Annotated in this window: 23 protein-coding genes; 14 read left to right on the top strand and 9 right to left on the bottom strand. The window is 60.8% G+C overall.

Going from position 1 to position 26,639, the window contains the following annotated elements; all coding sequences use genetic code 11:
• Positions 1-81 precede the first annotated feature (81 nt).
• Complete coding sequence (locus ACR3YK_RS02015) at positions 82-1,848, top strand: VWA domain-containing protein (RefSeq protein WP_486175583.1); 1,767 nt, start codon at positions 82-84, stop codon at positions 1,846-1,848.
• Positions 1,849-1,883: 35 nt separating this feature from the next.
• On the opposite strand, the gene ACR3YK_RS02010 is transcribed toward ACR3YK_RS02015, so the two are convergent.
• From ACR3YK_RS02010 to ACR3YK_RS01995, 4 genes are all read right to left on the bottom strand, one after another.
• Complete coding sequence (locus tag ACR3YK_RS02010; protein ID WP_486175582.1) at positions 1,884-2,306, bottom strand: VOC family protein; 423 nt, start codon at positions 2,304-2,306, stop codon at positions 1,884-1,886.
• A gap of 32 nt (positions 2,307-2,338) precedes the next feature.
• Positions 2,339-2,830, bottom strand: coding sequence for a GyrI-like domain-containing protein (locus ACR3YK_RS02005; protein ID WP_486175581.1), 492 nt, complete (start codon positions 2,828-2,830; stop codon positions 2,339-2,341).
• A gap of 75 nt (positions 2,831-2,905) precedes the next feature.
• The gene (locus ACR3YK_RS02000; protein WP_486175580.1) at positions 2,906-3,682 is read right to left on the bottom strand and encodes a CPBP family intramembrane glutamic endopeptidase; all 777 of its coding nucleotides are present in this window, start codon (positions 3,680-3,682) and stop codon (positions 2,906-2,908) included.
• 11 nt (positions 3,683-3,693) lie between these two features.
• Positions 3,694-4,095: a thiol-disulfide oxidoreductase DCC family protein gene (locus ACR3YK_RS01995; protein ID WP_486175579.1), complete on the bottom strand. Its 402-nt coding sequence runs from the start codon at positions 4,093-4,095 to the stop codon at positions 3,694-3,696.
• A gap of 249 nt (positions 4,096-4,344) precedes the next feature.
• Here ACR3YK_RS01995 and ACR3YK_RS01990 point away from each other — a divergent pair, with 249 nt between their 5' ends.
• From ACR3YK_RS01990 to ACR3YK_RS01960, 7 genes are all read left to right on the top strand, one after another.
• On the top strand, positions 4,345-5,955 hold the full coding sequence (locus ACR3YK_RS01990) for a peptide ABC transporter substrate-binding protein (RefSeq protein ID WP_486175578.1): 1,611 nt from the start codon (positions 4,345-4,347) through the stop codon (positions 5,953-5,955).
• A 139-nt stretch (positions 5,956-6,094) separates the two neighbouring features.
• The gene (locus tag ACR3YK_RS01985; RefSeq protein ID WP_486175577.1) at positions 6,095-7,024 is read left to right on the top strand and encodes an ABC transporter permease; all 930 of its coding nucleotides are present in this window, start codon (positions 6,095-6,097) and stop codon (positions 7,022-7,024) included.
• Positions 7,014-7,973, top strand: coding sequence for an ABC transporter permease (locus tag ACR3YK_RS01980; protein ID WP_486175576.1), 960 nt, complete (start codon positions 7,014-7,016; stop codon positions 7,971-7,973). Before ACR3YK_RS01985 ends, ACR3YK_RS01980 begins: the two co-directional genes overlap by 11 nt.
• Positions 7,970-9,721: a dipeptide ABC transporter ATP-binding protein gene (locus ACR3YK_RS01975; RefSeq protein WP_486175575.1), complete on the top strand. Its 1,752-nt coding sequence runs from the start codon at positions 7,970-7,972 to the stop codon at positions 9,719-9,721. The genes ACR3YK_RS01980 and ACR3YK_RS01975 overlap by 4 nt, the downstream gene beginning before the upstream one ends.
• Before the next feature lie 105 nt (positions 9,722-9,826).
• Entirely contained in the window at positions 9,827-11,629 is a 1,803-nt protein-coding gene (locus tag ACR3YK_RS01970) for an ABC transporter family substrate-binding protein (RefSeq protein ID WP_486175574.1), read from the top strand.
• A gap of 219 nt (positions 11,630-11,848) precedes the next feature.
• Positions 11,849-13,756, top strand: a complete 1,908-nt coding sequence (gene typA / locus ACR3YK_RS01965) for a translational GTPase TypA (protein ID WP_486175573.1) — start codon at positions 11,849-11,851, stop codon at positions 13,754-13,756.
• A gap of 132 nt (positions 13,757-13,888) precedes the next feature.
• Positions 13,889-14,350, top strand: coding sequence for a hypothetical protein (locus ACR3YK_RS01960; RefSeq protein WP_486175572.1), 462 nt, complete (start codon positions 13,889-13,891; stop codon positions 14,348-14,350).
• A gap of 27 nt (positions 14,351-14,377) precedes the next feature.
• Here the strand turns inward: ACR3YK_RS01960 and efeB are convergent, their stop codons facing one another.
• From efeB to efeU, 3 genes are read right to left on the bottom strand one after another with little or no spacing between them, the layout of a single operon-like run.
• Entirely contained in the window at positions 14,378-15,646 is a 1,269-nt protein-coding gene (gene efeB, locus ACR3YK_RS01955) for an iron uptake transporter deferrochelatase/peroxidase subunit (RefSeq protein WP_486175571.1), read from the bottom strand.
• Positions 15,647-15,688: 42 nt separating this feature from the next.
• Positions 15,689-16,864 carry an iron uptake system protein EfeO gene (gene efeO / locus ACR3YK_RS01950; RefSeq protein ID WP_100389742.1) on the bottom strand — a complete coding sequence of 392 codons (1,176 nt, stop codon included), beginning with the start codon at positions 16,862-16,864 and terminating at the stop codon, positions 15,689-15,691.
• Complete coding sequence (gene efeU / locus ACR3YK_RS01945) at positions 16,864-17,721, bottom strand: iron uptake transporter permease EfeU (RefSeq protein ID WP_100389743.1); 858 nt, start codon at positions 17,719-17,721, stop codon at positions 16,864-16,866. Before efeU ends, efeO begins: the two co-directional genes overlap by 1 nt.
• Before the next feature lie 116 nt (positions 17,722-17,837).
• Between efeU and ACR3YK_RS01940 the strand changes: the two genes are divergently transcribed.
• From ACR3YK_RS01940 to ACR3YK_RS01925, 4 genes are all read left to right on the top strand, one after another.
• Positions 17,838-19,013 carry a PIG-L family deacetylase gene (locus ACR3YK_RS01940; protein ID WP_486175570.1) on the top strand — a complete coding sequence of 392 codons (1,176 nt, stop codon included), beginning with the start codon at positions 17,838-17,840 and terminating at the stop codon, positions 19,011-19,013.
• Positions 19,010-19,345: a ferredoxin gene (gene fdxA, locus ACR3YK_RS01935; RefSeq protein WP_486175569.1), complete on the top strand. Its 336-nt coding sequence runs from the start codon at positions 19,010-19,012 to the stop codon at positions 19,343-19,345. Before ACR3YK_RS01940 ends, fdxA begins: the two co-directional genes overlap by 4 nt.
• Positions 19,345-20,451 (top strand): succinyldiaminopimelate transaminase, encoded by a 1,107-nt coding sequence (gene dapC, locus ACR3YK_RS01930; protein ID WP_486175568.1) that lies wholly within the window; start codon positions 19,345-19,347, stop codon positions 20,449-20,451. Before fdxA ends, dapC begins: the two co-directional genes overlap by 1 nt.
• 99 nt (positions 20,452-20,550) lie before the next feature.
• Positions 20,551-21,846, top strand: coding sequence for a citrate synthase (locus ACR3YK_RS01925; protein ID WP_486175567.1), 1,296 nt, complete (start codon positions 20,551-20,553; stop codon positions 21,844-21,846).
• 76 nt (positions 21,847-21,922) lie between these two features.
• Here the strand turns inward: ACR3YK_RS01925 and ACR3YK_RS01920 are convergent, their stop codons facing one another.
• The gene (locus ACR3YK_RS01920; protein WP_486175566.1) at positions 21,923-23,236 is read right to left on the bottom strand and encodes a hypothetical protein; all 1,314 of its coding nucleotides are present in this window, start codon (positions 23,234-23,236) and stop codon (positions 21,923-21,925) included.
• Positions 23,237-23,268: 32 nt separating this feature from the next.
• Entirely contained in the window at positions 23,269-24,210 is a 942-nt protein-coding gene (gene dapD, locus ACR3YK_RS01915) for a 2,3,4,5-tetrahydropyridine-2,6-dicarboxylate N-succinyltransferase (RefSeq protein WP_341620314.1), read from the bottom strand.
• A 26-nt stretch (positions 24,211-24,236) separates the two neighbouring features.
• Between dapD and dapE the strand changes: the two genes are divergently transcribed.
• Positions 24,237-25,334, top strand: coding sequence for a succinyl-diaminopimelate desuccinylase (dapE, locus tag ACR3YK_RS01910; protein WP_486175565.1), 1,098 nt, complete (start codon positions 24,237-24,239; stop codon positions 25,332-25,334).
• Positions 25,316-26,557 (top strand): mannosyltransferase family protein, encoded by a 1,242-nt coding sequence (locus ACR3YK_RS01905; protein WP_486175564.1) that lies wholly within the window; start codon positions 25,316-25,318, stop codon positions 26,555-26,557. The genes dapE and ACR3YK_RS01905 overlap by 19 nt, the downstream gene beginning before the upstream one ends.
• Positions 26,558-26,639: the final 82 nt, after the last annotated feature.

Genomic DNA, 26,639 nt, shown 5'->3' with positions numbered 1-26,639 from the left:
GTTGTTGTAATGTGCGTGTGGTGTATGGCGAGTGGTCGACCCGACGGCCCCAAATCGCTACTTCACCGACAGGAGAATTTCGTGACGACTCGACGGCATCGACACCGAAAGTCGTTCTGGCAACGCTGGAAGAAGCGCTGGTGGCTGGTGCCGATCGCGCTCGTTTCGATCACGTCGCTCGCGTTAGCCGGCATTCATTTCGGTGCAATCGGCTGGGTCATGAATGCCATTACGCCGGTAGCAGGCGGTTGCAGCGACATCCGTCCCGTGGTTATTGCCGCTGATCCTTCGATTGCGCCCACGCTTACCGCTGTTGCGGCTGACTTCGATGAAGCCGATGGCAACTGCACCGAGACCGAAGTGCGGTCGTTGCTCTCCGCCGACACCGCGGCGCTTTTCGCCTCAGGTGCATCCGGAGATGTCGACGCTTGGGTTCCAGATTCTGCGGCGTGGCTCGACCGGGTGGAGTCAATGGCTTCCTCGCTCGGACGTACGGCTCCGGCTCTGGAAGTCACCGACTACGTTGCCAGCACACCGGTAGTGTTCGCTACGACCGCGTCGCAGGTGTCCAAACTCGGCGATGAACCTCTGTCATGGTCGTCGTTACTCTCCGGCACGGTTACGACTCTGTTGCCCGACCCTGAGGCCTCGACGGCGAGCCTCGCGGGGCTCGCTCAGTTGAAGTCGGTGTCGTCGCAAGAAGACCCGCGCCAGTTCGCCGGAGCGATGATCGCTATCGGCAAGACAATTCCGCAGTCAACGGAAGAGGCTTTCGAGCTCGCTTCCGATGCCACTCTCCCCACTGTCGTGATCACGACTGAGCGTGAAGTTGCCGCCTATAATTCGTCAGCGTCTTCGTCGCCCGTCATCGCGCTCTATCCTTCCGATGGCACTGTCGAACTGACGTACCCCTTTGTCGAAGTGGGCGGTGGCGACGGCGACAGCGATGCCGAACCTGAAGCGGACGCGACCGGTGCCAGTAGCACGGGGGCTGCTGCGGCAGCACCGGGCGAGGTCACTGCGGCCGACGCTCCAAGCTCTCTGCTCGCGGCTCTGGCCGCAGCGACGCGTGCCTCGGGCGAGGTGCTGGCTGGTGAGGGCTTCCGTGACGCTGACGGCGGCGGCGCCTTGCGCGTTGCCGGGGTGCCTGAGACCGCCGCTGAAGCGAAACCTACTGCGGATGCTGCAGTCCAGATCGAGATTCTGCGGTCGTGGAGTGTGCTCACACTTCGGTCGCGACTGCTCGTCGTGATCGACACTTCGGGCTCAATGCTTGACCCTGCAAATAATGGACTCCGGAGGATCGACGTTTTCCAACTCGCCGCGAGCGAAGCACTCTCCAAGTTCTCGGGTGAAGCCGAACTCGGGGTATGGGCCTTCTCTCAGAACCGAGTCGGAACACAGGACTGGGAACCACTTTCTCCTATCGCTCCACTATCGGATGCAGCACACGTCGCGCAAATCAATGGCGTGGTGGCGTCCCTCCCCGACAGGATTTACGGCTATACGGGGCTTTACGACACGATTCTGGCGGCAGTGAAGCACGTCAAGGAGGATTACGACCCCTCCAAGGTCAACTCTGTGCTGCTCATCACGGACGGCTACAACGAGGATGACAACGGGATCAGTCTCAAGGAACTTCTCAAGAGCTTGAAGGGGCTGGAGGATCCCACGCAGCCCGTTCCGGTTATCTTGATTGGCTTTGGTCCCGATACTGACCTCAAGTCAATGACGGAGATCGCTCAGTCAACCGGTGGCGCGGCTTATTCTGCGACTGTTCCCGAAGATCTCGGCAAGGTGCTCGTGGATGCTCTAAGCCAGCGTTCCTGTCGCCCGAACTGCTCCTAGAGTGGGTCGTAGCGTGGCGCCTGCGTGGCGTCCCGCTACCGGGTTTCGTTGTCGTCGCTAATACTGATCATCCAGGTCACGGAGTAGCGATCGATAACCATGCCAAAGAGTCCGCCCCACTCGGCGCGCTCCAAGGGCATGAGGGGTGAGCCACCATCACAGAGCTTTTCCCAAAAGCTCTGCATCTCGGCCTTTTCGCTGAGATACCCGCTGAGCGAGATCGACATCGAGCCGCCGGGGGAGTACTCCATCGACTTGGGGGTATCTGACACCATCAGTGTGAGGCCTGCCGGTGATTCGAGTTGCCCGTGCATCACGAGATCCTGCTCGTCGGGTTCCTCGCTGGCCTTGAAATCGGCAAAAGTGCTGATCTCGGTGCTGCCACCGAACACCGTTTGATAGTAGGCGAGCGCTTCTCTCGCGTTGTCACGGAAGCTGAGATAGGGGTTGGACTTCATTGTCATTCCTTGGGTGGGGGAGCGCGAACCGGCTAGTCCGTGCGGGGTGCCGTGTTCGCGAGCACGACGGGAAACTCGAGTCTGGTGAGCAGTTCGGTTGGTGCGACTTCTTCGGGGCTGTTGAGGTAGATCTCGCGCGGCGGTCCCGCATAGGTGTGGCCATTCGTAGAGAACCACTCGAAGATCTCGTCATACGCGGCTTTCAGGCCCGTATAGGGCCCCTGGTGGGTCACGGTTGCCACGGTGCCACCCGGTAGTTCGTGGGAGCGCAGGGTTGGATGCTCGGTGAACGCTTTCGCGATCGGAACGCACACTTCACAGTTCCATGTCCGCTCGGGATGCATCTCTTCGGTGTAGACGGCCATTATTGGGCCCGAGATGTTGACGCCCGCCTTTGCTGTCTCGCGCTGAAGGGTCCCGATCGCTTCGCTCATGTCGCGCGGTAACGTCGCAAATGTGGTGGAGAAGTCGAGGCCAGCTACCAACTGAGAAGCAACCGTTTCGATGGTGATTTCCGGAGCCATGCGAGCCACTTTACGCGTGGCACGCTGCTGAAGGTAGGGGCTGTGCAAACTTTGTCGGAGGCGGACGCGGCTGCTCTAGCTGGCTGGGTCGCTTGGGCCGAAGAGGGCGGGAAAGGCCCCTACTGCCCAGCCATAGCCGACAAATATCGCGGCGTCGATGATCGTGTGGGCAATCACGAGTGGCAGAACGCGGCGGTAGCGGGTGTAGAGCCAGCCAAAGAGCAATCCCATGGCAACGTTGCCAATAAAGGCTCCGATGCCCTGATACAGGTGGTAAGTGCCACGCAGGAGCGCCGTGGAGATGATGATGTGCCAGCGGCTCCAGCCCAGGTCGCCGAGGCGGGCATAGAGATACCCGATCACGATCACTTCTTCGGTGATGCCGGCACGCAATGCGGAAAGCAACAACACGGGCACCGTCCACCAGTACTGATCGAGAGCGGCGGGAACAACATTGACGGTCACTCCCAACGCGCGTCCTCCTAGATAGACGGCGATGCCGGGGATGCCGATGATGAGGGCGAGTGCGAGGCCGCCGAGCGCATCACGCCCGGGTCGCGTGAAGTCGATTCCCAGTCGAGAAAGCCGAGGTTTGTGGGCGGCCCAGAGGAGGAACGCGACGAGTGCTACCGGCGCGAGATCGAAGGTAATGCCCAGGACTTGATAGATCAGATCGAAGGTGGGGCGAGTGCTGAGAGAGGAGTTCAGCGTCGCAGTTTGTTGCGAGAGGGATTCGGTGCGCGTGAGTCTGTTCGTGATCGATACGACCGAATAAACTGCAGATGCGCCGAGCGAGAGCGCAAGAACGATCGAAATTTCGCTCCAGATTCTGCCGCGCGAGGGCACGGCCACCAGTCCAGCACTCACGCGGTCGGGCGCACAGCGCAGGCCGGAGTCCCCCCGGGTAGACGGTGACGGAACCGCGCAACGAATCGGTAGCCGAGTGCGGCGACGGTGTTGAACGGCTCGGTCGCAAGGAGGTGCCCGAGGAAGCGCCATCCGAAATTCGGTTGACTCCTCAAGAGCAGCGAGAGCGCGAGATGACCGGCGAATTGTCGAGTAGGAGTCACGAACCACGCTGCTTTGTCGACGTCATCTTGAGTGAGTGCGTAGTCGTCGAGGTCGATCCACTGCCACGGAGTGCTTGCGGGAAAAGTGGGGAGTAGAGCCTGTAGGCGGTCGACCCACACAGTGCAAAAAGCGCAGTCTCCATCAAAGATGAGTACGGTGCCAGTCGGGGCTAAAGTTGTGCTCGTGTGCGCCATGGCACGATGCTAACCCACGATGCTGAGCGCGACTCTTGACGAGAATGCGCATTATTTCTGTGAATGACACGGGATGTGTGCAGATAATCTGCAAAGTGTGCACATAATCTTCACGGGCGTTACCGCTGTGTAACGTTTCGCTTTACAGTTTTGATTGGGGTATCCCCCCGTTTTAGGGTGTGAACTATCAAGCGCGGCGCGGCGTCAAAAATTCCGTGCCGTTAGCGCAATTCTGCACAGGAGGAAACATTGAAGAGATCACGCATAGGCATCAGTGCAGTCGCACTGCTGTCAGCCTCAGCACTCGCACTTGCGGGTTGCTCGGCCAGCGAGGCGCCTGCCGAAGGCGACAGCGCCGCGATCATCACCACAAACGGTAGCGAACCACAGCAGTCGCTCATCCCGACCAACACCACCGAGACCGGTGGCGGCAAGGTCATCACGTCCATTTTTGCTGGACTTGTTTCGTACACCGCTGACGGCGATGTTGTGAACGAGGTAGCACAGTCGATCGAATCAGAGGATGGCCAGAACTGGACCGTCACGCTGAACGACGGCTGGACCTTCACCAATGGTGAGCCCGTCACTTCTGACTCGTTCGTCAAGGCGTGGCAGTACGGCGCTCTGCTCAGCAACGCTCAGAGCTCGTCCTACTTCTTCGACAACATTGAAGGCTTCAGCTACGACGAAGATTCAGAGCTCACGGGCCTCGACGTCGTTAGCGACACCGAGTTCACGGTTTCGCTGATCAACCCCGAGGCTGACTTCCCGCTGCGTCTCGGTTACTCGGCATTCATGCCGCTGCCCGAGTCGGCATGGGACGACCTCGAGGCTTTCGGCGAGAACCCTGTCGGCAACGGTCCATACATGCTCGATGGCGAAGACGCCTGGACGCATGATGTACAGATCGATCTGGTTACCAACCCCGACTACGACGGCGTTCGTAAGGCTGTCAACGGCGGCGTTTCGATCATCTTCTACACCAGCCAAGACGCAGCATATGCTGACGCTCTCGGCGGCAACCTCGACATCCTCGACGCTGTCCCCGACTCGGCATTCGCCACCTATGAAGCAGACTTCCCCGGTCGTTCGGTAAACCAGCCTGCTGCCATCTTCCAGGCGTTCAACATGCCGTACTACCTTGACCACTGGTCGGGCGAAGAGGGCAAGCTGCGTCGTGCCGCTATCTCGATGTCAATTGACCGCGCGGAGATCACGGATGTCATCTTCCAGGGCACCCGTACGCCGGCGACCGACTTCACATCGCCGGTAATCGCTGGTCACTCGGACAACCTCGCGGGTGCTGAAGTTCTCGACTTCAACCCCGAAGAGGCCAAGAAGCTGTGGGCAGAGGCTGACGCTATCGCTCCCTACGGAGACACTGTCTTCGACCTCGCTTACAACGCTGATGGTGGACACCAAGCCTGGGTTGACGCTGTGGTAAACAGCATCAGCAACACGCTCGGAATCGAAGCTGTTGGTAAGGCATACCCCACGTTCAAGGACGCGCTCAACGACCGTGACGCTAACGCGCTCACCGGAGCCACGCGTGCTGGATGGCAGGCAGACTACCCGTCGCTGTACAACTTCCTCGGCCCGCTCTACGTTGATGGCGCTGGCTCGAACAAGGAAGGCTACTCGAGCCCCGAGTTCGAGAAGATCCTTGCCGAGGGCGCTAGCGCGTCGTCGGTAGAGGAAGCAACGGCGAAGTACCAGGAAGCTCAGGAAGTCCTTCTGGTTGACCTTCCCTCGATTCCGCTGTGGTACTCGAACGTCACCGGTGTCTACTCAGACAGCGTTGACAACGTGGTATTCGGCTGGGACTCCGTTCCGCTGTACAACGAGGTAACGAAGGGCTAGCTAGCTCTTAGCTTTACCCAGTTTCCACTCTCAATGTGTCGTGCCCGGGGCTTGCTTTAGGCCCCGGGCATTACACTGAGTACCCTCATTCAGTGATTGTGACTCTTATGCTTATCCGTTTCTTCGAGGGAACCATCTGATGTTCTGGTACGCAGGCAAGCGCTTCCTCCAGATGATCCCCGTGTTTTTCGGCGCAACATTCTTGATCTATTTCATGGTGTTCGCGGTTCCCGGCGACCCCATTGCCGCGCTTTACGGCGACCGGCCCCCTGCCCCCGGAGTTATTGAACTCATTAGGGCCGAGTACAACCTCGACAAACCATTTATCGTTCAGTATTTGCTGTATATAGGCGGACTGTTCCAGGGTGACTTCGGTACCACCTTCTCCGGGCGGGCGGTTTCTGACGTGATGGCTCAGGCCTTCCCGATCACCGCGCGCCTTGCCCTTCTGGCCCTTGCCTTCGAAGCCGTCTTCGGTATCATCGTGGGTCTCATCGCTGGGCTCCGCAAGGGAAAGCTCTTCGACGCTTCGGCCCTCGTGATCAGCCTGCTGCTCATCTCAGTACCCACCTTCGTAGTCGGTTTCATTCTTCAATTCATTTTTGGTATCCAACTCGGCTGGGCGCGAACCACCGTGAGCGGTGACGCTCCGTGGGGCGAACTGGTCATGCCGGCTATCGTGCTTGCTTCTGTCTCTTTCGCTTATATTGTGCGTTTGACGCGGGCCAGTGTCGCCGACAATCTCGGCGCCGACTTCGTTCGCACGGCAACCGCGAAGGGGCTCTCCCGCCGTCGAGTCGTCACGGTGCACGTGCTGCGCAACTCGCTCGTTCCCGTCGTTACCTATCTCGGTGTCGACATCGGTTCGCTCATGGTCGGCGCGATCGTCACCGAGGGAATCTTCAACATCAACGGTGTCGGTGGAACCGTCTATCGAGCAATCACGTTGGGAGAAGGCCCCACGGTCGTCTCGTTCGTCGCGGTGATGGTCATCATCTTCGTGCTCGCCAACTTGCTTGTCGACCTTCTGTACGCCGCGCTCGACCCAAGGATTCGTTATGCCAAGTAATAACACTGGCCGTGAACGGCCCGGCCAAGAACACTTCATCGCTTCGCTTGCTGAAACCCCTGTCGCTGAAGTCGACCAGGTGGATGAGACGGGTAAAGCTCGCAGCACCTGGACTGACGCGTGGGAAGCTATGCGTCGTCGTCCGATGTTCTGGATCTCGGCGGTATTGATTTTTGTGATTGTGGTTGTTGCCATGTTCCCGAGCCTCTTCGCTACCTACAGCCCCACAGAGTGCTATCTCAAGTTCAGCGATGGCGGGCCGGAAGCAGGGCATCCCCTCGGCTTTACTCGCCAGGGTTGCGATGTCTACTCGCGAATCATCTTCGGAACTCAAGCGTCGGTCACCATCGGCCTCCTGACCACGATCATGGTGACCCTGTTCGGCGGTATCGTCGGTGCCCTCGCGGGCTTCTACGGCGGAATCCTCGACTCCTTTGTCTCGCGTATTGGTGATATTTTCTTCGCGATTCCTACTGTTCTCGGGGCGATCGTCGTCATTTCGGTTATCCCCGTTCGCGACCCGCTCTCGGTATCGCTGATCCTCGCGCTGTTCGCCTGGCCACAGATCGCCCGCATCATGCGCGGTGCCGTGCTCTCGGCGCGCAACTCTGACTACGTAACGGCCTCGGCCGCGCTGGGCGTCTCGCGCTTCAAGACCCTCGTGCGTCACGTTGTCCCCAACGCAATCGCCCCGGTAATCGTCATCGCCACGGTGTCGCTCGGAATCTTCATCGTGGCTGAGGCCACGCTGGGCTTCCTTGGAATTGGCCTCCCGCCGACAGTTATGTCGTGGGGAAATGACATCAACCAGGCTCGAGTGTCGATCCGCACGAACCCGCAAACGCTGCTGCTGCCTTCGGCCGCGCTGTCGATCACGGTTCTTGCCTTCTTGATGTTCGGCGACGTAGTTCGCGATGCCCTTGACCCGGAAGCGAGAGCACGCCGATGACTAACCCAGAAACAGTTCCCGTGGCATCCGAATTCTCGAACGAGGAGACGCCGCTACTCAAGATCCGCAATCTCGAAGTTGGCTTCGAGACTCAGCGCGGTCTCGTTCCCGCCGTGCGCGGTGTCGATCTGACTCTGTACCAGGGCCAGTCGCTCGCCATTGTGGGCGAATCAGGATCGGGTAAGTCCACCACTGCGCAGGCAGTAATTGGCCTCCTGCCGGGTGCCGGCAAGGTCTCGGGCGGATCGATCGAGTTCGAAGGTCATGACCTGACCAAGTTCTCCGACTCTCAGTTTGCTGAGGTTCGTGGTAGCCAGATCGGTTATGTTCCGCAGGACCCGATGTCGAACCTCAACCCGGTATGGAGCATTGGCTTTCAGGTTGAAGAAGCGATCAAGGCGAACGGAATCGCTCAAGGCAAGGAAGCGCGTCAGCGCACTATCGAAGTCCTGCAAGAAGCGGGTCTGAGCGACGCAGGTGAGCGCCTCAAGCAGTTCCCTCACCAGTTCTCCGGCGGAATGCGTCAGCGCGTGCTCATCGGTATCGGTCTTTCGGCTCGCCCGAAACTCCTGATCGCCGACGAGCCCACCTCGGCCCTCGACGTCACGGTGCAACGCCAGATTCTCGATCACTTGCAGACGCTCACGCGTGATTACGGCACCTCGGTGCTCTTCATCACTCACGACCTCGGCCTCGCCGCAGAGCGTGCAGAGCAGCTCGTCGTGATGTACAAGGGCAAGGTAGTGGAGTCGGGACCGTCTCGCGCGATCCTCGAGAATCCGCAGCACCCCTACACGCAGAGACTTGTCGCCGCGGCACCGAGCCTTGCTTCGCGTCGTATTCAGTCGATCAAGTCGTCGAAGTCCTCGGATGACAGCGTGCGCATCTTCGGTGAGGGCTCTCTCGATGACGCTCTTATCGCTCGCGCGGAAAGCCGGGAAGCTGGAGCCAACGAAGATCTGATCAAGGTGAGCAACATCACCAAGGTCTACGAAATTCGCAAGCAGGGTTTCCGTAAAGACAAGCTCCTTGCTGTCAACGACATCTCGTTTGGCGTCAAGAAGGGCACCACTACCGCTCTGGTGGGGGAGTCCGGATCGGGCAAGTCGACGGTGGCCAAGCTCATCCTGCAGCTGGAATCGCTCACGAGCGGAACCATCGAGTTCGATGGCAAGAACCTGGCTGGAATCAAGGGACAGGAACTCTTGGAGTTCCGTCGCCGGGTTCAGCCTGTCTTCCAGGACCCGTACGGTTCACTCGACCCGCAGTACAGCGTGGGCAACACGATCGCTGAACCGCTGCTTGCCCACAAGCTCGGCACCACGAAGGAACGCTATGACCGAGTGAGCGAACTGCTCGATCAGGTGTCGCTTCCGCAGGCTGCACGTCACCGTTACCCCGGTGAGCTCTCCGGTGGTCAGCGTCAGCGCGTAGCAATCGCTCGTGCTTTGGCGCTCAAGCCCGAAGTTCTCGTGCTCGACGAAGCCGTTTCTGCACTCGACGTGCTCGTACAGGGGCAGGTTCTCAACTTGCTCACGGAGCTTCAGACGGAGCTTGACCTGACGTACCTGTTCATAACCCACGACCTCGCGGTTGTGCGCCTTGTGGCTGACAACGTGTGCGTGATGCAGGGCGGGCAAATCGTCGAAGCCGCGTCGACAGACGAGGTCTTTGAGAACTCCACCAACCCCTATACGCGGGAGCTGCTTGAAGCTATTCCGGGCGCCAACATTAAGCTCGGCGCTTAGTTTATTGAGTCAGAAGGGCCGTTCCCCCTCGGGGAGCGGCCCTTCTGACTTAGACTCGTTTCTAGCGTGCCATTGCGCGCTGCAAGCCCGCGTGCAGGAGGTTCAGTGAGCGCCACAAGAATCATGGCGACCCTGGCTATGGCTGCTGCCACAGCACTGGTACTTGCCGGTTGCGTTCCGCAAGCGTCGCCCACTATCGAGGGTTCAGAGCTCACGGTCGCGGTGAGTGAGCCGTTCACGTCAGGCAACCCGGCGACTTCGTTCGGTGCGGGCGAAACAAACTCCTCCATCGCCTACGCCACCGGAACGGGCTTCAGCTACTTCAACGCTGACTCTGAGCTGGTGCGCGATGAATCATTCGGCCACTTCGAAAAGGTCTCTGATGACCCTCTGGCGGTCACCTACACGGTAGCTGACGGCGTGCGCTGGTCAGACGGTTCGGCCGTTGACGCCGTCGATCTTCTCCTCGAGTGGGCGGCGGCATCCGGCGCTCTCAACGCCGAAGACACCGAGGCTGCCCAGGTTATCGATCCTGAGTCGGGCGCACCCCTTGACCGGTCCGATCCCCGCGTAGTTTTCGACGCAACAGCTCGCGGCGATACCGGAATCTCGTTAGTCACAGAGCTCCCACAGATGAGCGATGATCGCATGTCTCTCACTTTGGTCTTCGATGAGCCCACCGCCGACTGGCAAGCAGCGTTCTTCGGCCCGGGTTCTTTTGCTAAACCAGCTCATGTGGTGGGAATGATGGCGTTCGCGAGTGATGACGCGATTACAGCAAAAGAGCGTGTGTACTCTGCCATCACGGGAGAGAACGAGAGTGATCTTGCGGCTGTTGCGCGCACGTGGAGCACCGTTTTCAATTTCGACGGCATGCCCGCCAATAAAAGCCTTCTGGTATCGAATGGTCCCTATGTCATTTCTGAGTACGTTGCCGATCAATACCTCACGCTGAGGGCTAACGAGAACTACAGCGGCACACGGGAGCCCACCTTCCAACAGATTCGTGTGCGCTTTATGAGCGACCCGCTGGCTCAAGCTCAAGCTCTTCTGGTGGGAGCGGTGCAGATAGCGCTACCAACGATGGATAGCGACGTTCGGAATGCACTTGCAACGATGGACGCCACTATTCGCGATGGTTTTGCTGACAGCTTCGAGCATCTCGACCTTCAGGTTGCCCAATCGAAAAGTGGCGTTTTTGACGACGTGCTTGTGCGGCAAGCTTTCTTGAAGACAGTGCCGCGTGCGGAGATCGTCCGCGTGGCCCTGGCAGAGATTCAGCCTCGGGCGAGCACCCGCGACTCGTTCCTGTTTGCGCCAGGAGACCCGGGATACACAGGGGCCCGGTCAGTAAACGGTTCCGCTGATTACGCGGAGCCTGACATTGCAGGCGCGAAAGAGCTTCTGGCTGAGGCCGGTATCTCGAAGCCCAAGGTCTGCATCTTGTTCGACGCCGATGATGACGTGCGCGCAGCCGAGTACTCGCTCATCGCGAAGTCCGCTGGATCGGCCGGTTTCGTCGTCAGCGATTGCTCACGCGATGACTGGCAAGAGTCACTCGGCGCGCCTGAAGCCTACGACGCCGCGTTGTTCAGTTGGCAGAGCCCGCGACCCGGTGTGGGGGTGGCACCGGCGGTGTTCGGCACAGATGGCTATGCCAATCTCAATTACTTCTCCGACGCGCAGGTCGATTCACTGCTGGCGGACGCGAGTTCTGTTCAGATAGAGGGCGACGAGCGCGTCGATATCTTGACAGAGGCGGATGCCTCACTGTGGGCCTCTGCTTACGGCATGCCCCTATTCCAGTACCCCGTCACCATCGCGTTCGATCAAGACGCGGTAGAGAACGTTTCGCTTTCGTCGCTGAGCCCTGGCGTGTGGTGGAACGTGTGGGAGTGGACGCCTTAGACCGGTGTTTCACCTGTGAGCATTGGCCCGTGAACGGGCGGCTGCGATATTTCTTGTCAAACAGGCTAAACTGGTGGAGCAGGATACTCTGAATGATCTTCTGCGCCCTCCCAAGTTCTTAACCCGGTGGCATTCGGCCGCCGATCTGCTGCCGAGACTTTCTGCGCAGCGACTGCGGTGAAAGTCCGCACAGCCTCCAATGAATTAAGGAATATTGCTATGGCTATGGCCACTCGCAGCGACTTGCGCAACGTAGCAATCGTTGCCCACGTTGACCACGGAAAGACGACGCTCGTAGACGCGATGCTTCGCCAGACGAACTCCTTCGAAGCCCACGCGCACCTCGAAGAGCGCGCGATGGACTCGAACGAACTCGAGCGGGAAAAAGGCATCACGATTCTCGCGAAGAACACCGCGATCTCCTACAACGGCAAGTACGCCACTGAGGGTCCCATCACGATCAACGTGATCGACACTCCCGGCCACGCCGACTTCGGTGGCGAGGTTGAGCGTGGACTGAGCATGGTTGACGGCGTTGTACTGCTCGTCGACGCCAGCGAGGGCCCGCTTCCGCAGACCCGCTTCGTGCTCCGCAAGGCACTCGAAGCCAAGTTGCCCGTCATCCTTCTGGTCAACAAGACCGACCGTCCCGATGCTCGCATCGATGAGGTCGTTGCCGAAAGCCAAGACCTGCTTCTGGGGCTTGCCAGCGACATGGCGGATGACGTTCCCGACCTTGACTTGGACGCCATCCTTGACGTTCCTGTTGTCTTTGCATCCGGCCGTGCCGGTGCTGCGAGCGCCAATAAGCCAGATAACGGTTCGTTGCCAGACAACGACGACCTCGAGCCGCTGTTTGAGGCTATCCTCAAGCACGTTCCTGCCCCCTCGTACGACGACGAGCACCCCCTCCAGGCGTGGGTCACCAACCTCGACTCCTCGCCGTTCCTCGGCCGCCTTGCTCTGCTTCGAATCTTCAACGGCACCATCAAAAAGGGACAAACCGTCGCTTGGGTTAAGCACGATGGCACGCAGGCGAATGTTCGCGTCACTGAGCTCATGATCACGAAGGCTCTTGACCGTTATCCGGCCGAAAGCGCAGGCCCCGGAGACATCGTCGCTGTTGCTGGCTTCGAAGACATCTTCATCGGTGAAACTCTCTGCGACCCCAACGACGTTCGCCCATTGCCGACCATCACGGTTGATGACCCCGCGATCTCGATGACGATCGGAACAAACACCTCGCCGATCATCGGCAAGGTCAAGGGCCACAAGCTCACCGCTCGTATGGTCAAGGACCGTCTCGACCGCGAGCTCGTCGGTAACGTTTCGCTCAAGCTCGTTGACATCGGGCGCCCGGATGCCTGGGAAGTTCAGGGTCGTGGAGAGCTTGCTCTCGCCATCCTCGTTGAGCAGATGCGTCGTGAGGGCTTCGAACTCACGGTCGGCAAGCCGCAGGTAGTTATCAAGAAGATCGATGGCAAGGTTCACGAGCCTTTCGAGCACCTCACGATTGATGCTCCTGAGGAATACCTCGGCGCCATTACTCAGCTCTTGGCTTCCCGCAAGGGACGCATGGACGGCATGAGCAACCACGGCACCGGCTGGGTTCGCATGGAATTCATCGTTCCTTCGCGTGGACTCATCGGTTTCCGCACGGAGTTCATGACCATCACTCGTGGTGCGGGTATCGCTAACGCGGTCTCGCACGGCTACGAGCCGTGGGCTGGCGAGATCGTCACCCGCGTCAACGGTTCAATTGTCGCTGACCGTGCCGGTGTTGCGACTCCGTTCGCGATGGTCGCCCTGCAGGAGCGCATGTCGTTCTTTGTCGAGCCCACGCAAGAAGTGTACGAAGGCATGGTTGTTGGCGAGAACTCGCGCGCAGACGACATGGATGTCAACATCACCAAAGAAAAGCAACTTACCAACATGCGCCAGTCAACCTCGGATTCGTTCGAGCGCATGACGCCCTCGCGCAAACTTACGTTGGAGGAGTGCCTTGAATTCGCCCGCGAGGATGAATGCGTCGAGGTGACTCCTGAGTTCGTGCGTATCCGCAAGGTGGAGCTCGACAGCAACGCCCGTGCGCGTAACGCCTCGCGACTGAAGAAGCAGAACGCTTAACGTCACTCTTGCAGCAGGCTCACATGAGCCAGCGATCTGTACGGAGTACGATGCAGCCACGGTCACGTGACCGTGGCTGCATCGTTGGTTAACGAGCCGTTCAGTCGTAGTCTCTCGTCTTCTGGAGTTGTCATGTTGAGCGCACGCCACAGTGTTAGCGCATCCGTAGCCCTCGTTCTGGCCCTCGCGGCCACCCCGGCGCTTGCCGGCTGCTCCGGGGATAACCCGATCGGGGGAATCGTGGAGCAGGCCACGGGCGGAAACGTGAGCTTGGGCGGCACCGAGATTCCCGAAGGGTTCCCTAGCGCCGTGCCCCTGCACGATGGCGAAGTGCAGTTCGGAATCGCGGCCGGAGAGGGCGATGGTCGCGGCTACAACGTCACGATCATGACAGGGGCACAGTCGCCGCTCGACGCCATTGAGGCAGCCTTCGCTGATGTCGGCTTCGAATCGCAAGTGCAAGCGAGCGGCTCTGACGGCGTTGGCACCGTCATTTTTTCGAACGACGACTGGAATGTGGCCGTGATCGTTGCGAGCACTGATGACGGCTACACCGCCAACTACACCGTTGCACCAGTGAGTGCCACGAACTAGGGCTGTCGCCCGAACCCGCGCGGTCGCTTACGCGAGGTCGAACATCCCGGCGCCAATGAAGCTCGACGATGATGCCCCGGGAGGAACAGCGAAAATTGCTGAGCCTACGTAACGCACATACTCATTCATGAGGTCGTTGCGGGAGAGGGCGAGCTGAATCGGAACGAACTGTCTCTCGGGATCGCGTTGGAAGCTGATAAAGAACAATCCGGCATTGAGTCGGCCGAGCTCGTCGTTGCCATCGACGAAGTTGTACCCGCGGCGCAGAATCTGAGCACCGTCATGAGTGTCGGGATGGGCGAGCTTCACGTGCGATGCGTCGTCGATTAGGGGAGCGTCATCGCGACCGGTCTGTTCGAAGTTAGGCTCGGTGAATTCGTCACCGCCGCTGAGCGGGGCCCCTTCGCCCTTAGTGCGGCCGAAGATTGTTTCTTGTTCACGCAGTGACGTGCGGTCCCAGGTTTCGATCGTCATCCGAATCTTGCGGCTTACGAGGTACGAGCCGCCGGCCATCCACGCTGTTCCGTCTCCGGATGCTGCCCAGACGTGTTCGTTGACGCCCTCGGTGTCTTCGGCGCGCAGGTTGGCGGTGCCGTCTTTGAAGCCGAAGAGATTGCGCGGTGTCGTTTGCGCCTGCGTGGTGGACGACGTGCGGCCAAAGCCGAGCTGGGACCAGCGGAGCGTTGCCCGCCCGAAGGCGATGCGGGACAGGTTGCGGATGGCGTGAACGGCGACCTGAGGGTCGTCGCTGCACGCTTGGATGCAGATGTCGCCGCCGACGAGTTCGGGCAGCAGAGCGTCGCTGGGGAACTTGGGGAGGTCGATGAGGGCGGTTGGTCGCTTGCTGGCGAGGCCGAAACGGTCGTCGAACAGGCTGGGGCCGAAGCCAAACGTGATCGTGAGTCCGCCCGGCGGAAGGTCGAGGGCCTCACCGGTGTCGTCCGGTGGAGCGTCGTACGGGCCACCTGCAGGCCCGTATTCGCCGGCGGCCTGGCCTGCCGTCATCCGTGCTGCAGCGTAGCTCCAGTCGCGCAGCAACTCGATGAGTTCGTCGCGGCTGATGTCGTTGACGTCGAACGCGGCGAAGTGCAGTCGATCTTGCGCCGGCGTAATAATGCCCGACTGGTGCGCGCCGAAGAACGGGTAGGTCGACGCCACATCATTGCTGGTGGATGTCGAGCCGCCACCGTTGACCGCGAAAGCACCGCCGACGCCGAGACCGGCACCCACGACTCCTGCTCCGGCGAGGCCGAGCAGGCCGCGGCGGGAGAGTCCCTTGGTGTCATCGTGAGGCATGGCGGTGCTTTCGGGGTGATTAGTGCGTGGTCGCGACTGCGGTTAGAGAACGAGAACTGCGGTCAGTCGCGAGAGTGGTTCCGCAAGAGCATTCACTTGATCGGAGAACGCGCGAATTTCACTCGTGGATAGTTCAGTGTAAAGGCGGAACCCGTCGCCTTCCCGCTGGGCGTCGAGCAAGACCTGCAGCTGCTCGAATTCCTCATCGAGAGTGGCGGCGAGGTCGGCGTCCTTCTCCACCAGAATGTCGCGAACACCGTCGTAGAGCACGCGTGCGCCATCGATGTTGGCTTGGAAGTCCCAGAGGTCGGTGTGCGACCAGAATTCTTCTTCGCCAGTGACCTTGCCGCTGGCGACCTCATCGAGGAGGCCAATAGCGCCGTTGGTCTGCTGGTCGAGAGTGAACTCGAGATCCTGCACGTTGGCGTAGAGCGTGTTGGTGTCAGCGACGAGCTGCGACGCGAGCGCTTCACGCTTGGACTGGTCGTAGGCTTCGAAGCCGGCTTCGGCATCCTCGGGCCACAGGTCCTTTTCGATGGCGTGCCAACCGGTCCACTCCTGGCCGTCTTCGAGGTCGGCTTCACGCAGATCCATACGGGGGTCGAGGTCACCGAACGACTCGGCGACAGTTTCAACGCGCTCCCAGAAGACGCGAGTGGGGGCGTAAAGCGCGCGAGCAGTGTCATCGTCGCCCGCAATGTAGGCGGCAGCGAAGTCTTCGGTGCCGACCACGAGGTTCTCGATCTGGTCTTTCACGTAGCTCTTGTAGTTGGCATTGGCCGCCTCGACCTGAGCGGCGATGTCTCCGCTAAAAGAAAGATCGGCGCCGGAGTCGGTCACGGTGAACGGCGTTGAACCAATGCCTTCGCCGACCATCCCGGGCTTGCAGACCGTGAAGTATTCGCCGGGCTGCGCCAGAACGACGAGGTCGCGAGTGATGCCGGGGCCGATATTCTCGACCTCACCTACGATGCGCAGGCCGTCATCCGCGAGCAAATAGAACTCGGTGACCTGGTCGCCCGAGTTGGTGACCGAGAACACGAGGTTGCCGCTGGGTGCTTCGGTCGAGCTCACTGCACAATCGGTCGCACTGCTGTCGACGGTGATTGTGTTGCTGGCCGCGGTGGTTCCGACGTTGTTGGGCACGCAACCGGTGAGCGCGAGTGCCGCAACGGTAGCGGCTGCGGCATAGCCAAAGCGGGGCGAAAGGGCGGTCATTAGGCTCCTTGAGTGCTGAGAGGTGAAGCGGGAACGAAAGACTTATCTGCACGGGCGTTGCCGCGAACAGTGCGGATGAAGATCGTCATAACGATGCCGACGTAAGCCGACCAGACACCCGCCTCGAACCACGTGGTGGCGGGGGAGAAATTGAAGACGCCCTTGAGCAGCGTTCCGTACCAGCTATCGGGTGGGATGACCGCGCTCACGTCGAAGGCGAGGGCGTGAAGCCCCGGCAGCACGCCGGCCTCTTGCAGATCGTGAACTCCGTACGAGAGCACGCCAGCGGCCACGATGATCAGAATGGCACCGGTCCAGGTGAAGAAGCGAGTGAGGTTGATGCTGACCACACCGCGATAGATGAGGTAGCCAAGAACAATTGCCGCGGCGATGCCGAGCGCTGCCCCGGTAAGGGGGAGAGTCGTGGAGCCGCTGGCCTGAACGGCGGCCCAGATAAAGAGAGCGGTTTCGATTCCTTCGCGCCCCACGGCGAGGAACGCCACGAGCACGAGGCCCCAGCCGGCGCCGGTGAGATGCGAGTCGACTTCGCTTCGCAGTTCGCGACCAAGGCCGCGGGCGGCGCGCAGCATCCAGAAGATCATCCATGTGACAAACGCCGTTGCGATGATCGAGAGGATGCCGCCGATCAGCTCTTGCGCCTGAAAGGAGAGGCCGTAGGCGCCAAAGGTCAGACTCGCGCCGAGGCCGAGGGAAAGCGCAACGGCAATGCCGACGCCGAGCCAGATGCGGGGCAGAACGTCGCGACGATCGATCTTGTGAACGTAGGCAATCAGGATGCCGACAACGAGCGCGGCTTCAAGGCCTTCGCGCAGGCCAATCAGGAAGTTTGCGAGCACTGAACTCTCTTGTCACTCGTGTTTGTCGGTGGATTGGTAAGCCTAACCTAAGCAACCGTAATTGGACTACCTGTGCTTATTCTGTCTACTGCAGAAAAAGGGGTGGAGGTTCAATCGTGAAAGATCGTGCGCAGCGCGTGTTGGTTATCGCCGCGCGTCCAGAAGATGAGGCCTACGTATTCGGGGCCACCATTGCCACTCTCGTTCAGCGCGGCACTGAACTCATCGTTCTGAGCTGCAGTAACAGTGCCAGTGCCGCCATTGGCGCAAGCCCCGCAACGGGCGACGTTCCTCTCGTCGCGGCCGAGACCACTTTCTCCACCGCCGCCACGGGCACGGCTCCGGTAGCGGGTGCGACAGTGGCGGGGGCGACCGTGGCCGGTGCGACAGCGGTTAGTGACAGCATGAAGGCACCCGAAGTCAACTCGCCCGCGTCCGTCGACGAGGTCGTACGCGAAATCCTCGGCATCACAGCCCATCACATTCTTCGCGAAGACAACGGGCGCCAGTTCACGAAGCTCAACGCCCGCGACCTCGCATCTGACCTTGCCGGGGCGATCACGGCGCTGAAGCCGGATGTCGTCGTCAGCTATGCGAGAGAGCACAGCGGAACGGCGCGTGGTTCTGAAGCGCTGCTCGTGCATGAGGCCACCGCTCTCGCTACCGAACTTGCTGGCGTGCCCTTCTACACGGCATCCGCTGTGCCTGTTGATCGTGGAGTCGCGGTTGCCTCTGCGACGGCGCTTGCCTTCAAGCGTCGCGCGACGGAAATTTACCGCAATGAGATTCCTGTCGGTGAGACCGTTTCGACGCCGGCTGAGTATTTGCGTCGATTGCGTCGCCGTGAACTCGTCGTTGGGGAACGCAGCCGCGCCGAGCGCGTGGTGTTGGCGATCGCTTCTCTCGTTCTGGGCGCTCTCGTCGGCGTTGTGCTCACCGCCGTTCACCAGTCGTCGTTCACCATCGGGGACGCTCGAATCCCGTGGGGAATTGTTGCCTCCGTTACCTTGGTGACCGCGTTGATCCTCGGCTTGCGATTGATCTATGACACTCGGGTTGCTGCCGGCTTTGCTTCGCTCGGCGTTCTCATGATGTCGGCTCTCTTGGCCAATGTGATGCCTGGCGGCACGATCCTCATTCCGGCAAACACCGCGGGGTATGTATGGACTTTCGCACCCGTGCTTGTGGTGCTCGTGATCGTGGGGTGGCCACGGGTGAATCGTCAGGTTTCGTCGGCGAGCCGCGCTAACATTGAACTGAACTCTCCCGTGAAAGGTGCGGATATCTCGTGACGTATGTCATCGCTCAGCCCTGTGTCGATCTGAAGGATCGCGCGTGCGTAGACGAATGCCCTGTCGACTGCATTTATGAGGGTGACCGCATGCTCTACATCCACCCGGATGAGTGTGTTGACTGTGGTGCGTGCGAGCCGGTGTGCCCCGTTGAAGCCATCTACTACGAAGATGATCTGCCCGACAAGTGGGCTGATTACTACAAGGCGAACGTCGAATTCTTCGACCTCCTTGAGGACTCCTCGCCCGGCGGTGCCGCGAAGGTGGGCGTGATCCACAAGGATCACGCGCTTATCACTGCGTTGCCCGAAGGTGGCGGATCCTCCGACTAATGACGCGCACGCCGCTGAATCTCCCAGATTTTCCTTGGGATGCCCTTGCTCCTTTTGGTGCGACCGCGCGTACGCACCCCGACGGCATAGTCGACCTTTCAGTGGGGTCTCCGGTAGACCCGACTCCCGCCATTATTCGTGAGAGTCTTGCGACGGCGACGGATGCCCACGCCTACCCCACAGTGGCGGGCACCGCGCCGCTCCGCGAAGCCATCGTCGATTGGTTTGCGCGTCGTCGTGGCGTTACCGGGCTCACCGCTGACAACGTTCTACCCACTGTCGGCTCGAAAGAACTGGTGGCGTTGCTGCCGCAGATGCTCGGCCTCGGTAGGGGCGACGTGGTCGTGCTTCCTACGGTCGCTTATCCGACCTATGCGATTGGTGCCGCTCTGGTTGGCGCAACCGCTTTCGCGTCTGATGACCCTGCTGAATGGCCCGAGAACACCGCGCTCGTCTGGCTCAACAGCCCCGGCAATCCCGACGGCCGGGTGCTCGACACCGAGCAATTGCGTGCTGCGGTGGCTCGTGCCCGCCAGTTGGGTGCCGTAATTGCTTCCGACGAGTGCTATGCCGAGTTGAATTGGAATGGCAGCGACCCGACACCTTCGATTCTTGACCCGGACGTTATCGGTGACGATCGCTCGTCAGTTCTCGCGGTGTATTCGCTGAGTAAGCAGTCAAACCTTGCCGGGTACCGCGCTGCGTTTGTCGCCGGATGCTCAGGGCTGATCTCCGAACTTCTCGCGGTGCGCAAGCACGCTGGGCTCATGGTTCCCGGGCCCGTGCAAGCAGCGATGGTTGCAGCGCTCACCGACGACGCGCACGTCGCGGAACAACGGGAGCTGTACCGGGCTCGCCGCGCACGGCTTCTTCCGGCACTCAAACACGCGGGATTCCATATCGATGACAGCGTGGCCGGGCTCTACCTGTGGGCGACGAAGAACGAAGACTCTTGGCAGACAGTTGGTGATCTGGCCCAGGCTGGCATTCTCGTCGTGCCGGGGTCGTTTTATGGCGAATCGCCACCTCGTCACGTGCGTATCGCTCTCACAGCGAATGATGAGACGATCGCGGATGCCGTGGCACGCCTCGACTTGCTGGCTTAAGTGCACTAACGCGCTGAGGCCTTGTGTTTGACCTCCAAAAGTGCGGGCATTCGATTAGTGGGTGTGACAGTGGCTATCCAAGCCTTGTAGGCTGTAGCGGTGAATGAAGCCCCTCAAGACCCAGAGAAGGCCACCCTCCACTTTCCGGGCGGTGCTGCTGAATTTCCCATTATCCGTGGGGTCGATGGTCACAACAGCATCGATATCTCCACCTTTATGAAGCAGACCGGCTACACGGCGCTTGATCAAGGGTTCGTCAACACTGCCTCAACCCGCAGTGAGATCACCTACATCGATGGAGACCGCGGAATCCTGCGCTATCGCGGGTATGCGATCGAAGACGTCGCAGCGAACTCGACCTACCTCGAGGTTGCCTGGTTGCTGATCTACGGCGAGCTACCGTCGAAATCGCAGCTAGAAGAGTTCGACGAGAAGATTCGCCGCCACACTCTGCTGCACGAAGATCTCCGTCGATTCTTCGATGCTCTGCCGCACAGCGCGCACCCGATGTCGGTGCTCTCGAGCGCAGTATCGGCGCTCTCGACCTACTATGAAGACTCGCACGATGTACGCGACCCCGAGCAGGTCGAGATCTCGACCATCCGCTTACTGGCAAAGTTGCCGGTTATCGCGGCCTATGCTCACAAGAAGTCGCTTGGTCAGGCGCTTCTCTATCCCGACAACTCGATGAGTTTTGTCGACAATTTCTTGAAGCTCAATTTCGGCAACATGGCCGAGGAGTACCAGGTCAATCCCGTGCTGAGCAAGGCACTCGATCGCCTCCTCATCCTGCATGAAGACCACGAACAGAACGCCTCCACCTCCACGGTGCGCCTCGTCGGCTCGACCGAAGCAAACATCTTCGCCTCGATCTCCGCAGGCATCAACGCTCTTTACGGCCCGCTTCACGGTGGCGCCAACGAGGCCGTGCTCAAGATGCTGGGCGAGATTCAGGAATCGGGCGAGGGCGTTCAGAAGTTTGTTGACCGCGTGAAGCGCAAAGAAGATGGTGTGCGCCTGATGGGCTTCGGGCACCGCGTGTACAAGAGCTTCGACCCTCGTGCACGTCTTGTGAAAGAGAGTGCGGATGAGGTGCTAGCCGACCTCGGTATCAGCGACCCTCTGCTCGACATTGCTCGCGAACTTGAAGAGGTTGCCTTGGCGGATGATTACTTCATCGAGCGCAAGCTGTACCCCAACGTCGACTTCTACACCGGTGTCATCTATAAGGCGATGGGTTTCCCGCCGCGCATGTTCACGGTGCTTTTCGCTATCGGTCGCCTGCCGGGCTGGATCGCCAACTGGCGTGAGATGAATCAAGACCCCAAGACAAAGATCGGCCGCCCCCAGCAGCTCTACACGGGCCCCGCGGCTCGGAACTGGCCTCAGCGCTAGATCGCACCATCCTTACGACGAACGGCCAGCATCCCCGCGGGGAAGCCGGCCGTTTCGCTTGCCGTGCTTGTGGCAGCTAGTCGAAAGCGGGAATGTCGAGGCGGTACACTTCAGCGTCCATGCCGCATGAGCCTCCATCAGAGTTGAAATACACGTGGCTGAACGAGCGGTTGACTACGGCATGGGTTTCGGTCCAATAGTCCTCGCCGCAGTTGTAGGTGTGGGCGAGGTTGAGGATGCGGCCGCCGTCGAGTTCAACAGCCATCACCTTTTCGCAGGTCCAAGCGCCCTCGGCGTTGCAGTTATAGGTGGAGACGATGACCCACCCCGGCTTGTCGTAGCCTTTCCCGGAGATGTGCATCGAAGTGTTGGCGTCGTCGTAAGCATCGAAGATTGTGGTGCGCTCTAAGGAATCCATGTCAACCGAAGTGAGGAAGCCCGCCGTTTCGCTCGCCGAGTTGAAGTCGATATAGACGTAGGCATCCCGGCCATCCGCGGAAAGAGCGATGTCGCTGTGTTCGCTTGCCTCGGTGAGCAGGCGTTGGTTCGTGAGGTCTGCGTCGTACACGTAGGTGCCGGACTCGGCGGAGGCAACGACGTATTTTCCCGTCGGCGAGGCGCTGACCCAGTCGGTATCGGCGGGCAGCTCGCTAGTGCCGAGCACGGTATCGGAGGCGAGGTCGTAGCTGACCATCCCCAGCGCCTCCTCGTCATCGCTATACACGATCCACGCGTACCCGTTGCCGTCGCTGCTGGGAGATCCCTCACTCCGGTCCTTCATATAGTCCGCGCGGGGGAAGGCGCTCGTCACGGGCTCAGTGAGGTCGGCGATGACAGCCGACTCGCCTGTCGCCACGTCGAGCTCGAAAAGCACGAGGTCGCCCTCGGAGGAATTGGGGCCGGCCAGATAGCGAATCAGACGAGGATCGGTCGGATGCCACTGTGGTTCAGCATCCGGGTGAATGTCGAGGGCGCTGATCAGGGAGGCATCAGCGGTGGAGTACACGTGGTATTCGGCGTCGCCGTGATACGTGAAGAATAGCGAGCCGTCGGCATTCTCGGCTTGGCGGCGACTGTAACTGTTGCGATCGAAGCGGGTGCCCTCGGACGAGGTGACCCGCCGCACCCCGGTGCCGTAGATCGGGTCAGCGCGCAGCTCGCCCAGCGCCGGCTTCTGCCACGTGGCGTCAGGGGCGGTGGCGTCCATGCCCCAGACGAGAGAGTCGTTGTTGACGGGAGCGACCGGCGCGAGCGTTGGCACGGGAGTGAGCTCCGAGCCGGCGCCGGTGCAGGCCGTGAGGGCGAGTGCTGCGGCGACACACACTGCGGCTGCGCGACATCGGCGCAACCGCAGTGTGGTGCCAAACCGGGCAATGGTGAAGGTCTTCATATCAAGCTCCTTAGCCCCCGGCGTTGGTGTGCTTAAGCGTGCAGTGCCGCGTTGAGTTCGACGCCGGTGCCGCTGCGAGGCAGCACCTCGACAGCGCCCGTGACGGAGTTGCGGCGGAACAGCAGGCCGTTCACGCCACTGAGCTCAACAGCCTTGACGCTGCGCGGGGTAGCCGATCCATCAATGATGGTGACCTTGGTGCCGGCCGTGACGTAGAGCCCGGCTTCAACAACCGTGTCGTCACCGATCGCGATGCCGATTCCCGAGTTGGCTCCGAGCAACGCGCGCTCACCGATGGAGACGCGTTCGGTGCCCCCACCGCTGAGCGTTCCCATTATGGATGCTCCGCCACCGATATCGGCGCCGTCGCCCACGACGACACCCTGAGAGATGCGGCCCTCGACCATCGAGCTGCCGAGCGTTCCGGCGTTGAAGTTGACGAAGCCCTCGTGCATGACGGTGGTTCCGGGGGAGAGGTACGCGCCGAGGCGAACGCGCGACGCATCGGCGATGCGGACGCGTTCGGGCACGACGTAGTCGAGCATCCGCGGGAACTTGTCGATGCCGGTCACGATGATGCCGTGACGCTTGAGCGAGATGCGCAGTTCGCGGTAATCGTCGGGGTGCACCGCTCCGGCGTTGGTCCAGACGACGATCGGCAGCGCGCCGAAGAGGCCGTCGAGGTTGATGCTGTTGGGCTTCACGAGTAAGTGGCTGAGCAGGTGCAAACGCAGGTAGGCGTCGGCGACGTTCTGCGGTGCGGCATCCAAATCGATCTCAACGGTCACGAATTCGGTGCGCACACGGCGGCGTTCGTCAGCCCCCAAGTGCTCTTCGAGGTCGGCGGGGGTGTAGTGCGGGTCGGTGCCCTCGGGGATAGATCCCAGGTGCGGAGCGGGGAACCACACGTCAAGTGTTGTTCCGTCGCTGGCGATTGTTGCGAGTCCGTATCCCCATGCTGTGCGCGAAGTCATGCATCAAGGTTACTTACACTGGGTGCATGCCTGCGACCGATCCCACTCTTCCTGTGCTTGATGTGACGGCCTCGAGCCCCGATCTCACCCGCCAGATCTGCGATATCGAGTCGGTCTCCGGCAACGAGAAGCGCATCGCGGATGCCGTAGAAACCGCTCTCAGCGCGTTCAGCCACCTTGAGGTGATTCGGGATGCGGATGCCGTTGTTGCCCGCACGAACGGCGGCAAGGCGCAGCGCGTCGTGATCGCCGGGCATCTCGACACGGTTCCCGTGAACAACAACCTGCCGACGACGCTCGAGATGATCGACGGCGAAGAGCACCTTGTGGGCCGCGGCACCGTCGACATGAAGGGCGGCGTCGCGATCGCGCTCAAGCTCGCCGCAGAACTCACCGACCCCGCCGTCGATGTGACCTGGATTTTCTACGACCACGAAGAGGTTGCTGCTGAACTCAATGGCCTCGGTCGCCTTGCGCGCAACCGCCCCGACCTAATGGCGGGAGACTTCGCCATCATTGGCGAGCCGTCGAATGCGACCGTGGAGGGCGGCTGCAATGGCACCGCCCGCATCGACATCTCCCTCACGGGGCTGCGCGCTCATTCAGCGCGCGCCTGGATGGGGCAGAACGCGATTCACGCTGCAGCGCCTGTGCTGGCGATTCTGGCAGCGTACGAGCCTGAGCAGCACGAGGTCGATGGCCTCGTCTACCGCGAGGGTCTTAACGCCGTGGGCATCACGGGCGGAGTTGCCGGCAACGTGATTCCCGATGCCGCGACCGTGACCGTGAACTTTAGGTTCGCTCCGGATCGCAGTACTGAGCAGGCCATTCAGCATCTGCGTGAGGTCTTCGCTGGCTTCGACTTTGAGGTGACCGACCTCGCCGGTGGTGCGCGCCCCGGCCTCGATGCGCCGCTCGCCAAGAACTTTCTCGCTGCCGTCGGTGGCACCGCGGCCCCCAAATATGGCTGGACCGACGTTGCTCGATTCGCCGAGCTCGGCGTGCCCGCCGTGAACTACGGCCCCGGCAACCCGCTGCGGGCTCACGCCGACGATGAGCGTGTTGCGACGAGTGAGATTGTCGCCTGCGAGCAGGGGCTGAGGGCGTGGCTGACCGCTCGCTAGTTTCGGCAGGGCGCTCCGCCGTGCGCGGTGCGACTGCAGCCCTTCTTGCGCCAGAGCGTTGGTGGCTTGCGGTCATTGCCATCTTCGTGGCGTCGCGCGTCGTAACGACGTCGTTGTTGCTGTGGTTCGCCTCAATTCAGGGCCAGAACGCGTGGACGGGCCCGCACCCCGACTACTTCTCGTTTGCCAAGATCTGGGATGGTCACTGGTATTTCATCATCGCGCTCGCGGGATATCCGGCTGAACTGCCGGTGACGGAGTCCGGCCACGTCGGTGAGAACGCCTGGGCCTTCATGCCGGCGTATCCGGCTCTGGTGCGCATCGTGATGACGCTGACGACCCTCGACTTCGCGGTCGCGGGCGTGCTTGTTTCGGTCGCCTTCGCGCTCGGCGCTGCCCTCATGCTCTACCGGGTGATGCACCTCGTGCTACCCGCAGGCACGGCGCTCTTTGCGGTGTCCATCTTTTGTTTCGCGCCGCTCTCCGCCATCCTGCAGGTCTCGTACGCCGAATCCATGTACCTGTTCTTGCTGATGCTCGCGTTGTTCTTGCTCATGAAGCGTCAGTATTGGATGCTCGTGCCGGTGATCGCGGTCATGTCTGTCACCCGGCCAAGCGGGCTCGCCTTCGCGCTCGCGCTCGGACTGCACGTTGTCTATCGCTGGTGGATTCGTGGGCGCGAGGAGTTCCCAGTGCGCGAGAGAGTGGCGGCTGTCACCGCGACTCTCTTCAGCCTTGTCATGGGATTCGCGTGGCTGCTGATCGCGGCCGCCGTTACCGGATCGCTCACCGCCTACACCGATACCGAGCTCGCGTGGCGGGCAAGCTACGTGGGGTATGGCGAGCTGGTGCCGTTCGCGGCGTGGTTCCAAGGGGCAGCCTTCTGGGCCGAGTGGTGGCAGCTGCCACAGTGGCTGCTGACGGGAATGGTGATTCTGGGAGTGCTTGCCTTCTTCGGGTTCTTGTTCACGAAGCCTGCACGCCGTGTGGGGGTGGACCTGCGGCTGTGGGTGGCGAGCTATGCGCTCTACCTCCTAGCGGTGTTCTTTCCTCAGTCGAGCACGTTCCGCCTGCTCATGCCGCTATTCCCACTGGCCGGAGTGCTCGCGCTCCCGCAGTCGCGGTGGTACCGCGCCGCCCTGCTCGCGGCCTGTATCGCCGGGCAATGGGCGTGGATCCATTTGGCATGGTGGGTTGACGGCTACGACTGGACTCCGCCCTAAAGAGGTGCACACGGGGTGAACGATTCGACAGAGTTTCAGTATCGGCGGTTTTTGCTGGATAATAGAAACCAGTACCGATGAA

The sequence above is a fragment of the Salinibacterium sp. 10G20-15 genome (assembly GCF_057365065.1).
The sequence above is the reverse complement of the archived record's forward strand: the minus strand, read 5'-3'. Positions and strand labels throughout refer to the sequence as shown.